The sequence below is a fragment of the Nocardia sp. NPDC050793 genome, from assembly GCF_040654065.1.
GTDB lineage: Bacteria > Actinomycetota > Actinomycetes > Mycobacteriales > Mycobacteriaceae > Nocardia.
In genome coordinates, this window is the sequence record NZ_JBFAHG010000009.1 from 148,709 (window position 1) to 164,133 (window position 15,425).

Annotated in this window: 6 protein-coding genes and 2 pseudogenes; 2 read left to right on the forward strand and 6 right to left on the reverse strand. The window is 63.9% G+C overall.

The window, feature by feature from the left end:
* Positions 1-3 precede the first annotated feature (3 nt).
* The 3 genes and pseudogenes from AB0H50_RS27570 to AB0H50_RS27580 form a co-directional block, all read right to left on the reverse strand.
* Positions 4-369: pseudogene (locus AB0H50_RS27570) on the reverse strand (GAF domain-containing protein); the annotation flags it as partial.
* Between the two features lie 139 nt (positions 370-508).
* A complete protein-coding gene (locus AB0H50_RS27575) occupies positions 509-1,444 on the reverse strand; it encodes an ROK family protein (RefSeq protein ID WP_357457968.1) in 936 nt (311 codons plus the stop codon).
* Between the two features lie 2 nt (positions 1,445-1,446).
* The gene (locus tag AB0H50_RS27580) at positions 1,447-1,830 is read right to left on the reverse strand and encodes a hypothetical protein (RefSeq protein ID WP_357457971.1); all 384 of its coding nucleotides are present in this window, start codon (positions 1,828-1,830) and stop codon (positions 1,447-1,449) included.
* A 356-nt stretch (positions 1,831-2,186) separates the two neighbouring features.
* On the opposite strand from AB0H50_RS27580, the gene AB0H50_RS27585 reads away from it, so the two are divergent.
* Positions 2,187-2,921, forward strand: coding sequence for a MerR family transcriptional regulator (locus tag AB0H50_RS27585; protein WP_357457974.1), 735 nt, complete (start codon positions 2,187-2,189; stop codon positions 2,919-2,921).
* A gap of 450 nt (positions 2,922-3,371) precedes the next feature.
* Here AB0H50_RS27585 and AB0H50_RS27590 read toward each other — a convergent pair.
* A pseudogene (locus AB0H50_RS27590) lies at positions 3,372-4,041 on the reverse strand (transposase); the annotation flags it as partial.
* A gap of 391 nt (positions 4,042-4,432) precedes the next feature.
* On the opposite strand from AB0H50_RS27590, the gene AB0H50_RS27595 reads away from it, so the two are divergent.
* The gene (locus AB0H50_RS27595) at positions 4,433-5,785 is read left to right on the forward strand and encodes a cytochrome P450 (protein WP_357457977.1); all 1,353 of its coding nucleotides are present in this window, start codon (positions 4,433-4,435) and stop codon (positions 5,783-5,785) included.
* A 792-nt stretch (positions 5,786-6,577) separates the two neighbouring features.
* Here AB0H50_RS27595 and AB0H50_RS27600 read toward each other — a convergent pair.
* Both AB0H50_RS27600 and AB0H50_RS27605 read right to left on the reverse strand, forming a co-directional pair.
* On the reverse strand, positions 6,578-7,456 hold the full coding sequence (locus AB0H50_RS27600) for a replication protein RepA (RefSeq protein WP_357458345.1): 879 nt from the start codon (positions 7,454-7,456) through the stop codon (positions 6,578-6,580).
* 396 nt (positions 7,457-7,852) lie between these two features.
* Entirely contained in the window at positions 7,853-15,169 is a 7,317-nt protein-coding gene (locus AB0H50_RS27605; RefSeq protein ID WP_357457980.1) for an SDR family NAD(P)-dependent oxidoreductase, read from the reverse strand.
* Between the last annotated feature and the right edge of the window lie 256 nt (positions 15,170-15,425).

Consider the following 15,425-nt stretch of genomic DNA (forward strand, 5'->3'; position numbering starts at 1 on the left):
CACGTCCGCTGCGGGCCCGAGCCAGAACCGCACCCCGTGCACGTCGCCCACCGGCCCAGGCACGGGGCGGATCAGAAGTTTGTACGGCTCGGTCGACGTGGGTATGACCAAGTCTAGATTTCTGGCGTCCGAGCGTGCTGAGGTGAGCGCTTCGACCACACCGCGAGTGGTGATCCCGTCGTAGACCGCGGGCGTTTTCGCCAGCAACCGCTGTAGAACTCGATGATGACTGGCGAAATCCCTAGGAGCGTCCCCCACCGTGACCACCGACATGGTGTCGGTAGCCAGCGTTTCCACCGTCACCCATGGAATCACCGGGTCACTTCCCTCATCAGATACCCGTGCGGGCGCCCGCTCCCCGGAACGCACCAGTTAAGGGCTCATACGACTGCGGGTGCAATGTACCATCAGCTAACGGTCCGTTCAATGCATCCCACGGTTGCCTACACAGGTCCGAAGGCGAACATCATCTGCGCGGCGAACCGTCGATGAGTCCCACCCGCAAGCTTTATGCCGGAGCCGGTGTCGCGAGGATGCCCGCACCAGCGAGAACAGGCCGTTCGAGCGGCGAAGGCACAACCCGCAATCCAGTGAGGAAGCTTGATCGAGCATGAATGGCCACTGCCTCACCCATCGGGTCCCAGAACGCCGAGCCCGTTGCGGCAACCTCCCCGCCAACTACGACCAGGCCGATGTCGAGTAGCGCGGCCGCCGACGCCAGTGCCCGGCCCAATGCGGTGCCAGCTCGCCCCAGGGCAGCCGTTGAGACGGGGTCCCCCGCACCCGCTGCGACCGCCAGATCCGCGACGGATGCTCCTGACCAGCCCTGCCTCCGGGCCCACTCGACTATTGCAGGTTCACTGGCGATCGCTTCGAGACAGCCCCGCCCGCCACACAGGCACGGCTCGTCGAAACCGGGAACCAGAACATGCCCGATATGGCCCGTATTGCCGGTTCGGCCCACGGCCACGAAACCGCCCATCATGACGCCGCCACTGATACCGGAGGACACCGAGACCACCACCGTGTCGGGCACGCCCCGTGCCGCTCCGAACAGTTGCTCTGCCAGCGCATGGCAAACTCCGTCGAGAGCGATACGGATCGAAGCCGCAGGAAATAACTCTCGAACCGCTTCACCCAGTTCGAACCCCGACAGCCAATCCGGAACAGTGGGCGGTGCGGCGACCCCGGCCGCCATGTCGATCGGCCCCACACAGGCGATGCCCACACCGGTGACCTCGTCGCCAGAAGTCAAGTCCGACAACAGTTTGCGGCATTCTTCCCACACGCCACTGTCAGGTGTCGACAAATCCCGCGCGTCTTCCAACATTCCATCTGCCCCGACTCGGGCGGCCGAAAGCCGTGCCGGAGCGATCTGCAAAGCCAGAGCGGTCATCACCACACCTGTCGCCGAATTTTGCTGCTGGTCAAGAGATTCGATCACATCTAGGTGCCGGTCGGCTTCAATCCCCGCCCCAGCACAATGTGCCGCCGCGGAATATCGGCCGCCACATCAGCACGCGGACGACGTTCACCGTTGCGGACAATCCGCAACAGCCGGCGATGCTCGTTCGAGGCAACGCGATAACGATCCAGGTTTTCTACGACGTTGCCCGAGTTGTCATATCCGATGCCGGCCCAGATCATCGCTCGCGGCGCTTGACCGCGCTCGGTCAGCGATTCCGCCAGCTGGTGACACTTCGCGAGCAGCGGGCACGTCCCGCACGTCTGGACCGCTATCCGCCAGGAAGCGGGGCTTCCAATATCGAGATCCCAGCAGTCGGGCACTGCGGCGCACGGCGGCCGCTGCGCCTGTTCGACCGGCGACACCGCCGATCGGCCAGGTGATGGATCCCCCGCCCCGGCGTGGGCCGGCACAGGGTAACGCGGTGCAGAAGTAGGGCTGGTGCTCATAGCATTCTCCGAGGTGATACACGGCGCACGCCGACCCGACGTGCGACCCGCTTCGCGCGCAGCGCAGGGGTAGTTCATCAGGGCTGCTCCACAGTCCCCGGAAATGCCAGTCTGACGACCGACATCTGAACCGTAACCCAGAATGTCCCGTTACACAACGGTACGTTCTCTAGAATGTTGGCACATCATTCCCGTCACCCATGAGCCGTCAGACATCGGAGCGTCAGTGAGCGCACCATGTCGGAAGGCGCCGAGTGTGGTTTGCTTATACCATGGCAACGCAAGAAGCCGAGTTCACTATCGACGAGTTGGCACGTGCCGCCGACACCACGGTGCGAAGCGTGCGTGTATATCACGAACGCGGACTGCTGCCATCACCCGAAGTGCGCGGACGAATCGGCTACTACGGAACAGAACACCTCGATCGACTCCAAACCATCAGCCGACTGCTTGGCCGCGGCATGAAGCTGAACGGGATCAAGGAACTCCTCGAAGCATGGGATCGCGGTGCCGGACTCGCGGACGTCCTCGGAGTCCCCGCCCGCACCGGTGCACCGGCGCTCGACCCCACCGCCACACCCGATCGAACCCACGAACAGCCTGACCTGCCAGATGAGATCAAGCGAGCATTGCTGGAGAATAGTGATCCGCTGGATGTCTACCGAATCGACAGCCCCCAGGTCTATGACCTCGCAGTGCGGCTGGTCGATGCCGGGCAGTCGACGGCCGACACCATGCGATTAATCGAGCACTTGCGAGCGGACTGCGACAGCGTCGCCGAACGATATTTCGCCGACCTGTTCACGCCCTTGGCAATTCGTCGATTCGAACGCTCGGCACACACCGCCCAGGACCGCGCCAAGCTGACATCGGACCTCGCAATCGCCAGGTTGATCGCGACCCGCGCCGTCGCCGAACTGCTCGATCACGTCCTCGCGCGCCGCCTGGATGCGGCCGCCAGCAAGCCACCGACCCCCGCCACCGCCGATCACGCCAGCCAGTACTGAGACACCCGTCCAGCGTCATCGCTACTACGCCGACCGAGGCGAGCGCGACAGAATCGGCGAGTGCTAGCTCGCGCCGATGACCGCCTGACGCGCACCCACTTGATGCGCCGTCATCTAACGGCGCGTTTAAGACCTGAGCTATGCAGACGCCGTTCTACTCCTATTCCATTGGAATGGCCCGTGCCCTGGAGGGCTCGGACCAGCACGGTTCTGCGGCTCCGAGGCTCTCCAGCATTACCAGGAACCAGCCCAGTCTCAGCAACCTGGAGATCATCGTCCTCGGAGTTGTCCGATGGCTTGTTACTCATCGATCCTCGCTTACGGATCTCTGCGAGAACGCTGGCTGATGCGAGGCCAAAGCTCATCGAATTCTGGGTTGTTCAGTGGTGTCGGTGAGGCAGCGGGAGCGGGCCAGGCGCCCAGGCCGAGGCAGCGGTGGCCTTCGATCTATTCGTCGTGCTGCTCGGCTAGGACCGCGCCGACGAGTCGGATCATGGCGGTGCGGTCGGGGAAGATGCCGACGACGCCGGTGCGACGCGGGATTTCCTTGTTCAGCCGTTCCTGGGGGTTGTTCGACCCGATCTGGCGCCAGATCTGCTTCGGGAACGCGGTGAACGCCAGCAGATCCGCGCGGGCGTTGTCGAGGTGATCATGCACTTTCGACAGTTTCTGTTCGAGCGCGTCGAGCATCCGGTCGTATTGCGCGGCAACAGATTCCGGTTCGGCCTGGTCAAACACCGGGTGCAGCAGCGTGCGCACCCACGACCAAGAACTTTTCGGGCAGACCGACATCAGGTTGACCGTGTAGTGGGTGCGCCACCGCTGCCCGGCCGCACCGGGCAGCGTCGCGCCGACGGCTGCGACCAGATCGCGAAAGAACGCCAGCTTCGGAACGCTTCGACCTGGGCGTCCAGGTCGCGGGCCATCATCGACACCTGCGGCGGATGGAAAAACGTCCAGCAGATAGCAGGTCGCAACGACCGAGTTGAGTGCCCGTTCGGTGCGTCTGCGGCGCTCCGAGCAGCCAGTCCGAGAAGTAGCTGTCCTAACGCAGTTTTGGGATCGCCACGTCGATCGTGTCGACGCGGGTGTCGAAATCGCGGTGGCGGTAGCCGTTTCGGGAGTTGACCCGCTCGGCGGACCGTTCCCCATCGCCCGCGGCCGTTCACGACAAGACCCTGTACGAGTCGACCATCTTCGCCCACCAGCCCTACGGCGCGGCGCTCGAGGCATCGGTCAACCAAGGTCTGGGCATCAACCCGTTGTGCTTGGTCGCGATCACCAGCGGTGGGAACTATCGGCTTCGCGGACCTGATTACATCTGCTGCAATGAGCACTCAAAACCATCGGACGACAGAGTGAACAATGCTGGTCATCGGACAGAGGCTCGATGCGGCCGTGCGTGACCGATTCCGCCGTCGCGCAAGTCTGAAGCTAGTAGCGACGCGACGCAGAGCCGACGACCTGCGGGCGGAAGTCCCTGAAGCTCATTTGCACAGAGGGGAAAGATCATGGGAACCCGGGCAGCGCACACGGTTCGAGCGCCGCGAGCGTTATGGACGCTGACCCCCAACCCAGCCGAAGGCCTGAAAAGGCTGGCGAGCGCCGCACCAGGACAAATTGTGCGTATCGCTTTCGGACCCGGCCAGATTCATCTGATCACCGAGCCCGAGCATGTGCAGCAGGTGCTGCGTACACAATGGCAGGCGTTCCCCCGAGAAGGAGCGATGTGGCAGCAGCTGCGCCGGCTTGTTGGTCCCGGAATCCTCAGCGAGGGAGATCCGTGGCGGGCCAGCCGAGCGATGCTCCAACCGTTGTTCACGACTCGCCATCTGGATTCCCTGTCAGTGCTCATACCGGACGTTATCGACAGCTGGCTTGACCAGATCGACGCGCGATTCGTGAAGACCGGCACGCTGTTCGACGCCAACACCGAATTCACGCGGGTGATCGATCGCATCGTCGTCACGATCCTCTTCGGTGGTGCCTTGAGTCGCCACGACACCGACCGGCTGCTGCCCGCCTATACACGATTCACCTCCTCGATCACCTCGCGAATACTGCTTCCCTCCGTGCCTTCGTGGGTTCCGCTACCCGGAGACCGTGCGACCCGACGAGCAGTCTCCGAAGTAGACGATGTCGTGATGCCCCTGGTACGGGCAGCCGTTGAACAGTCCAACGCGGGTAGCGACGTGATCTCCACCATCTGTCGTGCCCGTTCGCAAGAGACGAATGCCGAGATACGCCAAATCCGCAACGACCTGGTCAGCACACACAGCGCTTCGGTGGAGACAACTGCGGTAACACTGACGTGGTTGTGGCCGCTACTGCACGCGCATCCACAGGTAGCTGAACGGCTTCAAGCCGAAGTCGACTCGGTCGTCGGCCCAGGCCCTGCCAGGCCCGATCATCTCCCTGAACTCCGCTACACACGGATGGTCCTCGAGGAGGTGTTGCGCTTGTACCCGGCTGCCTGGGTGCTGCCCCGCAGTGTCGGGCATCCCGTCGACATCAATGGTGTCCACCTGGACCGTGGTGCCCGCGTGGTTCTCAGCCCCTACGTCACCCACCGTCTACCCACCGTATGGGCGAAACCCCAACAGTTCGATCCGGAACGGTTCCATCCCGACCGCGCAGGAGCCCGACACCGCTACGCCTACTTCCCCTTCGGAGGCGGCCCACACCAGTGCCTCGGCAAGCACCTCTTCTTCATCGAAGCCTCGTTGCTGATCGCCTCGATGCTCACCCGATTCCGAATCTCGTTGCATTCGTCCGGCCCCTACGCACCGATTCCCTCCGTAGCGCTGAGGCCTCGCAGAAAGGTGGAACTCGAACTGAGTTCCCGACGCCCGACCAAGGCGTGATCGCATGGCTTCGGCGCCCATATGCCAGTGAAAAGGGTGCTATCGATAGGGATTCAGACGCGGGCCAAGGCCCGGAAGCCAGGAGAGATAGGGATGTGTGGTAGGCCCGGGCGCAGTACGACGCCAGCGTCGGTGGTGTCGACGTTGGCCTGCGCATAGACCACCACGACCTGCTTGAACTGGCCCCCTGCACCAGCACCCGCCGAGGCGGGGCCATTTCGGCGTCAAGGGGGTTCACCTGTGCCCAGCAGCCTGGCACCGCGCCCGTGGCGCAGCCAGTGACAACCACCGACAGCCCAGGGATCGCGCGGATCTCGCAGGTCGGCACCAACGAGGCGGATCAGCACAATGCGGCGGTGTGTTCGGTGTTGCCGGTACGGCCGCCAGCCGCAAAGCCACCCATCATGACCCCCTCCGCTGATGCTTGAGGACACCGACACCACCACCGTGTCGGGTACACTGCGCGCCGCTCCGAACAGTTGCTCGGCCAGGGCGAGACACACGCCGTCGAGAGCGAGGCGGATCGTCGCTGCGGGAAAGAGCTCTCATATGTCCCTGTGAGCGAACCCGGACAACCACTCCGGAACAGCGGGCGGCGCGGCGGCGCCGGCCGCCATACTTGGTCACGACCTGCGCGGTGGCCGAACTACTCGATCAGGTCCTTGCGCGACGCCTGGACAATGCCGTCGGTGAGTTGCCGACTCCAATCGTCGACCACGTCGGCCAGAACTGAGACACCGCCTGCTCCCCGCTGCAATCGGGGCAGTGGATCAGCATCTGGGCAGGCACGCCTCAGACCCGAGCAAGCGCCCGGAGACCAGGCGAGATCGGGACATGAGTCAGGCCCGGGCGAAGGACGACCCCAGTATCGGTGGTGTCGACGTTGGCCTGTGGATAGACCACCAACACCTGCTTGAGCGCATCAGTGAAGTCGCGGCGAAACTGATGACGTCGGCGACGGTCGGAAGTGTCTGCGGCCGAACCGAACTGCACCATCAACGACTCCCATGGCACTGTCGTGGTGCGTTTGACCGAGAACATGCGATAGGTCAGCCAGGCGTAGATGTCCAGACGCAATGCCGACCCGCCCAGTGCTTTGATGGCGTTCATGTCCAGTGGGACTGGGTGCGCGGTGACCTCACGGTAAAACTCGTCACTGAGCCGCACCGTGGAAGAGAACGGCGACGGCTGCTCCTCGGTGCCGCACCAGATGTTGTAGGCGCTGGCCACATGCAGTTTCGCGCCGATGCGGCGGTTGGCGTCGCCTTTGTATTCGATGGTCAGTGTGGCGTTGAACAGCCGATGCGACTGGGTGCGCATTCGGGTCAGCGAACCGTTCTTGCCCCCGGTCGCGGTCAACCCCATCGCACCCATGAAGTCGGTGAGGCTCTCGCCCAGCACGATATCCGGCGAACCCGTGCGCACCGCCTCGGTCGACAGGAACGTCAGGATCAACCGCGGCATCGTTCCGTAGGGGTAGCCGATGGACACGGGCTTGTTGTTGTCGTCGGTGGTCATCCCGGGCTGAACCGTCAGCGACAGATCACCGTTGCGGCGACCCCACGCCCGGACATCCCCCGGATCGCGATACGGCAGCGACGTCTGAGTGAACACACGAGCCAGGTACCCGACCTCCTGCTCACCATCCCACACCTCGGCAGCAGCGCGCACGATATCCAACGGAGTGCGTTTGGGACGTGGCATGGCCCAAGCCTGGCAGGATTCCCGCCAGTTCCCATGGATGGGAATACCTTCAGGGCGCACAGGTGCTGGAACAGTCGTGCGGATGTATGCAGTCGGTTCTCAGCATCTACCCGCCGTGTGCTCCAACCAGGCTGGGCACCTCCAACGTTACCGGCTCAGCCAGCTTGCGTTTCCAGTCGAGTCACTTGGCTGCGGGGATCCGTCAGGCTCAGCAAGGCCCGCCCAGGATCGGCGAGCATCTAGGAGGTCACGGTAATGCGGTGTACAGGACTGATCGGTCCGAGGCACGCCCGCCAGCTCGCAACAGCGTCAAGCAAGAGGGGTACGCGAAGAGGTCGTGCGCCAAAGAGCGGCACTCCTCACTCAACGCTCGATCAGGTGCCGGATGTCGGCGAGAGTTTCGCAGTTGAGCAACGACATGACCGGCAGGTCAACGCCGAGCTGCTTCTTCACCTGCACCGACAGTTCGGTCGCCAGTAGCGAATCGATACCCAACTCCGTCAGGGTCAGGTCGTCGTGCACCTCCGCGACGCCGATATCGCACAAGCCGCGGAGTACGGAAACGAATGTGGTGCTAGGTCTGTCCGTGTATTCCTCGTCGCTGTCCCAACCTACTTGTGGCAGCTCACCCGTTGCCGACAGACGCGCGAACCGCGCTCGCGCAGCAGGTGAGACGAGCTGTGACGCGTAGGTGGGCCAATACATGTCGAGCAGGGCCAGCGTGGGCAGGTCCTGTTGCAGTGCGTGTTCCAGGCACGCCCAGTTCTGCGCGGGTAGGGTGTCCCCCATGCCCAGCCCGTGGAGGTAGCGCAGCATCTCGGGGTGCCGGGCAACGTGCCCGCTGCCAGCAATCGCGCCCCAGCGCACGCTGGTTGCCGGTAGGTCACGTGCACGTCGGTAGGCCGCGAGTGCGTCGAGGAAGGTGTTTGCCGCGACGTAGTTCGCTTGGCCGGCGCTGCCGAGCAGCGCGCTGGCGGAGGAGTAGAGCAGGAAGAGGTCCAAGTCGTATTCTTGCGTGGCCTGGTGTAGGTTCCATGCGCCGAGCATCTTGGGGGCGAGCACTCGAAGCCACGTCTGCTCATCCATGGCTAGCAACGGTGTGTCGTCGAGCACCATTGCGGCGTGCACAACACCACGCAGATTCCGACCCGCTGCACGCAGGCCGTGAACGAGGTTGTCGACCTGAGCTCGCTCGGTGATGTCGAGAGCGTGCAGCTCGACCACCGCCCCCATGGCCCGGATCTCGGTCAGTATGTCTACGGTGTCGGCGTCCGGCATGCCGCTGCGGCTGCACAGCACGAGGTGGCCTGCCCCGCGCTCGGCCAGCCAGCGCGCAGTGGCCAATCCGAAACCACGCACCCCTCCAGCGACAAGGTAGGTGCCGCCCGGATGGCAGCTCCACATCGATGTGCTCGGTGGCAGCTGCACCCGGGACCATGGGTTCCGCAGTGAGACAACGAGTTTCCCAATATGTCCAGCACGTTGCATGGTCCGGAAGGCTTGGCCGATCTGGGTCAGCTCGTACAGCCGGATCGGCAGCGCCGGAAGTTCACGTGCGGCAAGCAGCGGCATCAACGCGGTGTACAAATCCCGCACTACCCGCGGTCGAAAGCTGGTGAGCTTGGCAATATCCACCGCGTGATAGCTAACTGCCGAGCGGAACGAAGCCATCGGCATCGACTGGTTGTCGAGCATATCCTTCTTGCCGAGATCGATGTAGCGACCGAAACGCCGTAGCAATCCCAGGCTTTCGCGCGCGCAGTCGCCCCCGAGGGCGCTGTAGACGACATCGATGCCTTCGCCGTTCGTCTCATCACGAATCGCCGTCGCGAAATCGAGTGTGCGCGAGTCGTAGACGTGCCTGACACCGAGAGCCCGCAGGTAGGCGCGCTTGTCTTCGGTGCCGGCGGTCGCGAAGATTTCGGCGCCTTGCCAGCGTGCCAGATTTACCGCCGCGAGGCCCGTACCGCCGCTGGCATTGTGGATGAGGATCCGCTCCCCAGCCTCCAGTCGCGCGAGCTGGTGCAGACCGTACCAGCCAGTGAGATAAGAGAGTCCGGCCCCGGCGGCCTCCTCGAAACTCAGTGTCGGCGGTTTGGGCACCACGAGGTCTTCGCAGAGCGCGACGCGCGATGCCAGGCAGGTCACTTCACCACAGGCGAGGACTTCGTCGCCGGGCCGGAATCTGCGCACGGCCGAGCCAACCGCTCGCACTCGACCAGCACACTCCACGCCAAGCACCATGTGTCCGCGTGCGGACTCCGCCTCGGGCAGAGTTCCCATAAGAAGTGCCAGGTCGTGGTAGTTCAGCCCGGCCGCCACAACATCGATCTCCACCTCGTCTGGTCGAAGGGAACGGTCTGGTCGCGCGTGCAGGCGCAATGAGTCCAAGGCGCCGGTCTGCTCTGCCACCAATTCGTAGTGCAGTGTGTCGCCGAACAGTGCCGACTCGGTGGACGCTTGTGGGATGGCGTGGAGCTTGGTCACCTGATTGCGGTATCGGTGCCCGTCACGCACGATGAGCTCGCCGTCTGCATTGTCGTCGACGAGAGTCGCGACCAGGGTGCGGAGGTCGTCCTCTGCATAGGCCGGCACACTGGCAGAATCGACGGGCGGTCCGATGTCGATGATCCGGGGACGTAATTCGGGGCATTCGGAAATCGCAGTCCGAACCAAGCCAGCGACCATCGCGTGCGTGAGTCGCGTGCCGCGGGTGTCGCCGGGTCCGTGGAAGGCTCCCGCCGTGACCACGGTCAGGCGCGGCGGCTCCTTCCAGGGCTGCTGAAGCAGCGTCACAAGCCGTTGGTGTATTCGTCGCGCCGCCTCCAGGAGCGCGGCAGCGCTGTCGCCATCAGTCACGTCGTCATAGGCACAGAGGCAGATGAGATGCTGTGCGCTAGTTGGCAATACATCGAGCCCACGCTGCACTTGGCTGTCAGGCAATCGCTCGTGGAGGCGCTCGGCGAGACCCGTCGAGTCCGGCACGATCAAGGCCGAGGGCGGAGTCGGCCGCGGCTTGTGGTTGTCGCTGCGGTGCTGGGCGACCATCACGGTGTGCGGGGGTTCTGGAAGCTCGTCGCCGCTGAGGTCGACGATCGTGGCGAAGCCCGAGGAGCGCAGGAGATCGCGCCATTCGTCCGCTGACAGTAGCGGTTGACGCGGACGCAGGTCTGTATCTTTCCGTGCCCAGTAACTTTTCAGCGTGCCGAAGATCAACAGCATCTGCCAGCGCATCGTCTGCGATGGCTCCAGCAGGCACAAAACTCCTCTGTCGGCCAGCAGTTCACGTATGCGCTGCAGACTCGAACGCAGATCCGCCGTGGCGTGCAGTACGTGCGGCGCGACGATCAGATCGAACTCCCCTGGCTGGTAACCCTGGTCGGTCAACGGCAGTTCCAGGTCACACAGGCGGTATTCGACCGTCGCGATGTCTTTGTACTTGCTCCGCGCCCGGTCGAGGAACAACGGTGAGACGTCGCTGAAGACATAGCGAACGGGCCGATCGGTCAGCAGCGGCAGCAGGTAGGTGCTGGTGCCGCCGGTGCCCGCGCCTAGCTCGAGCACCGAAAGGTCATGGCCCTCAGGTAGAGATGCCAGCACTTGCTCGAGCAGTGTTTGTGCCATCCGATTGCTCATGCGCTCGGTCACGCCAGCCTCGTAGAGGTCTCCCAGGTCTCGTACGTGCTCGCCGGAGAACAGGAGGCTGGCGGGGTCGATATCTCCGGCCAGCATGCCAGCCAGGTGTTCACCGCATCGCGCGATCAGCAACAGCTCCGTCTGGGATCCGGGGCAGTCCCGCAGCGCCTGTGCAAGCAGAGCGCCGGTGGGGTCGGCGGGAAGCGGTTGGCGCACCACACCGTCCGCGTCGGTGTACCCCGCATCGTGCAGGTACTCACACCACACGGACACCAGTTCACGATGTCTGGGCAGGATCCCTAGTTCGGCGGTCATCTGCTCGGGGCGCCACACTGCGCCGACCTCACCGGAGGCGCCCAACTTCCGGAGGGCATCGAGGGTGAACAACAGCGCCAACCGTTCGCTCAGCGGCAGGTCGGTCCGGTAGTAGCGTTCGAGCGAACACTCGTCGGCCAGTCGTCTCCGCTGCCGAAGCAGCCCGTCGTGGAGTGCGGCGATCTCCGGCACGGGCGCCGACTCATCGATCGGTGCGGGAACCCACTCCTCGGTGTACATCCAGTCCAGCCATCTCGACGCGTGCCCGGCACCGACGAGATCGACCTTGTTGGTGTGGATTTCGGCCTCTGCGAGAATTGTGCCCTGGGGTGTCGCGAGTGTCAGTTCCGCGGTGAGCCCTCGAATCCCTATCCGCGACAAGCGCAACCCCACACATACTCGGGTGACCGGGTCGGGCGGGGGGTAGTAGCGGAACGACTCGATGCACGCCGGCAGGTGTGCCACAGGGTCCCCGTCGAGAAATCCGACGAGAATCATTTGGAATGCGCCGTCGAGCAGCGCGGGGTGCAGGAGGTACCCGGCGATGTCGAGTCCGTCGGCGCACACCTCGCCCACAGCCGCCCCGGCGCCATGCGAAAGATGGTCCAGCCGAACGAAGGCCGGACCGTATGCCAGGCCGAGCTCGGCGTAGCGCGTGTAGATTGCGTCGCAGTCGACCCTCGCCGAGCATTGGCCGCGCAGCTGCTCCGGTGCTGCCTGACACGACGTGCTCGCACCGAGATCCAGGCGCGCGGAGGCGTGCAGGACCCACGTCTCGCCCGTGACAGGCCGACTGCTGAACCGCACCACACCGTCTTCGGGCGAGTACCGCGTCTGAAGTACGCGAGAGCAATCCAACACTAGCGCCTGATGGAACACGAGATTCGTTACCGTGCAGGGCTTGTCACCGTGTATCTCGCGCGAAAGCGCGAGAACGCCCTCCAGCAGGGCCGCTCCCGGCACCACGGTGGCCGATCCCACACGATGATCCGCGAAATACGACAACCCAGGCTCATCCAGCGATTGTTCCCACATCGGGCAGGCCGCGGGCAACCGAGCACCGAGCACTGGATGTACTTGGACGCGATCCACCCACCTTTGCTCACGTCGTGGCGTCTTCCAGTGCCTGGTGAGCTGCCACGGATAGGTTGGTACGGAAACGAAATTGCCATGCTGGACCGAACCCCAGTCCACAGGGATGCCGAGCCGATACAGGTCCGCCAGGGAGGCAAGCAGTGATTCGTGCTCGGGCCGGTCACGACGCAACGAACCGAGCACGACCTGGTCCCCGCGGCAATCGCACGAATGCAGGTAGGACCGCAACGCGGGATGAGGACCGATCTCGAGGAACACTGCGGGTCCCTCGGCCATGATCAATCGCATCGCGTCAGCGAAACGCACGGTCTCGCGAGTGTTGCGCCACCAATAGGCGGCGTCTCCTTCGCCTGCCATCAAGGCGCGGCCGAGCACAGTCGAGACACATCGGATCCGCGGCGGATGGGGGCGCAGATGGGCCAATGCGAGCAGCAGCGGTTCGCGTAGCGGATCCATCAGCGCGCTGTGAAACCCGTAGGGCAGACCGAGAGACCGGACGAACACCCCTTCCGTTCGATACCGGTCGACGAACGAATCGAGCACACTGGCCTCGCCAGCGAGGGTGACGGCGTCCGGGGCGTTGATCGCGGCCACCGCCAGGCGGGCGCTCAGACCAGCGTCCTCGAGGTCGTGGCGGGCGCGTTCATCGGAGATGCCCACTGCGATCGTCGCGCCGGACCCGTTGGTGGTCTCCTGCAACCGACTGCGGTGATACGCGATACTCACCGCGTCTGCAAGAGAATAGACACCCGCCGCATAGAACGCGGCAATCTCACCAGCACTGTGCCCTACTACGGTGGTCGGCTCGATACCCCACTCGCGGTAGCACTCGAACAGCGCTGCCTGGACTGCGAACAGCGCACATTGCCCAATATCGGTGCGGAGCCGCAATCTCGAGGTCTCCTCGGGTTCGGCCAGCTCGTCAAGCAACGACCAGTCGGCCATTGCCGATAGCAACTCGTCGCATCGTTGAAGCGTCCTCGCGAACACCGGATGGAACTCACGCAGTTGCCGGCCCATCCCCCACCACTGGGGCCCGTTCCCGGTGAAAACCATGACCAGAGAAAGAGGTTGCTCGGGCGCGCGACCGAACTCGCGGTCCCCGGTTCCGACGGCACGAAGGGCCTCCAGCAACCCAGTCCGATCGCGCGCCACACAACCGATTCGATACCGATGGTGTGCTCGATGGACAGCAGCGCTGAAGCACACATCGTGAACGCTCACATCCGTCGTAGCCAGCATCTCGTGATACCCGATGGCCAATGCTTGAAGTGCAGCTGGCGTTTTCGCAGACAACGGCAGCAAGAGCGGCCCCGGCTCGGTCGCACGAACGGATCGAGGTGGAGCCTCCTCCACGATCACATGCACGTTGCTGCCGCCGAAGCCGAAACTGTTGACTCCGATCACATGCGGTTCAGTACGAGCCGGTAGCGGCTCGGTCTGTTGCGGAACCCGAAGCCCCCATGCCTCCAACGTCAGATCGGGATGTGGCCGCACGAAGTGCTGGTGCGCGGGCAGGCGACGATGATGCAGGGACAGCGCCGCTTTCATCAAACCTGCGAGACCGGATACGGCCTCGGTATGTCCGAGATTGCCCTTCACCGACCCGATCGGCAGCGGTGCACAGCGCCGCATACCCAGAACCTCGCCGAGTGCCTGGCATTCGACCCGATCTCCGGCCAGGGTGCCGGTTCCGTGTGCTTCTATGGCGGACACGTCTGCCGGTTCCACCCCGGCATGTTCGTAGATCTCAGCCAGCAGAGCCTTCTGTGCATCCACACTCGGAAAGTGCAGGTTCGATGTCCGTCCATCCTGGTTCGTGCCGCTCGCGCGAAGGACCGCGTAGATTCTGCGCCGCTGTGCCACTGCGTGGTCCAACGGCTGCAAGACCAGCACACCGATGCCTTCACCACGCACGAAACCGTCCGCGCTGGTGTCGAAAGCGCGACTGAGGCCCTGCCGGGAGATCATCCCCGCTTGACAGAACCCAATGCTGCTCTCTGGACGAAGAATGATGTTGGCACCGGCCGCCACAGCCAACGAACTCTCCCCGCGCCGTAGGCTCTCGCAGGCCAGATGCACGGCCATGAGCGAGGAGGAACAGGCCGTATCCAAACTCAGGCTCGGACCATGGAAGTCGTAGAAATACGACAGCCGGTTGGCGGCAATGCTCAGCGCACCACCGGCATTGGTGAACGAGTTGATTGCGGCGGGATCCCGTTTCTGGATCTCGTAGTAGTCGGTGAGGCTTACCCCTGTGAACACACCTGTCTGGGAGCCACGCAAGCTGTCCGGTGCAATACCGGCGTCCTCGAACGCCTCCCAGGACGCCTGGAGCAGCAGCCGCTGCTGCGGATCCATGCGATCTGCCTCGGCCGAGGCGATCCCGAAAAATGATGAATCGAACAAATCGATGCTGTCCAGCGCAGCGAGGTGCTGCATGTACATCGTGCCGGGTCGCGCCATCTCGGGATCATGAAATCGACTATTGTCCCAGCGTTCCAGCGGAATCGAGCCGACCGCTGACCCAGCCGACAAGAGAAACGCCCACAGCGCTTGTGGAGAGGCGATTCCCCCGGGGAACCGACACCCCATGCCAACGATCGCAATCGGAACAACCCCCGGATCGACCATCGACGAGCTCCCTGGATATGAAGGTGAAACCCACTTAGCTGGAAGCCCACAGGCATATCGAGGGTCACTGCAAGCTTCCGGGACACAGGCTATTCGTGCGGTCGGGTCCAAGTCCGAACATGTTCCCAGACGTGGGACCCCGGCGAATCGGGGCCGATACCCAGACGCCACATCGCGCGCTCGGCGAACTACATCACGAAGCTTGTGGTAGATCGGCGGCGAGCGGGGCGCGCGGGCGGGCAAGCGCATGCGCGCT

Excerpts from the sequence above, each read along its gene's own strand:
- AB0H50_RS27585 (WP_357457974.1), top strand. The coding sequence starts at position 2,187 with ATGGCAACGCAAGAAGCCGAGTTCACTATCGACGAGTTGGCACGTGCC.
- AB0H50_RS27595 (WP_357457977.1), top strand. The coding sequence starts at position 4,433 with ATGGGAACCCGGGCAGCGCACACGGTTCGAGCGCCGCGAGCGTTATGG.
- AB0H50_RS27605 (WP_357457980.1), bottom strand. The coding sequence starts at position 15,169 with ATGGTCGATCCGGGGGTTGTTCCGATTGCGATCGTTGGCATGGGGTGT.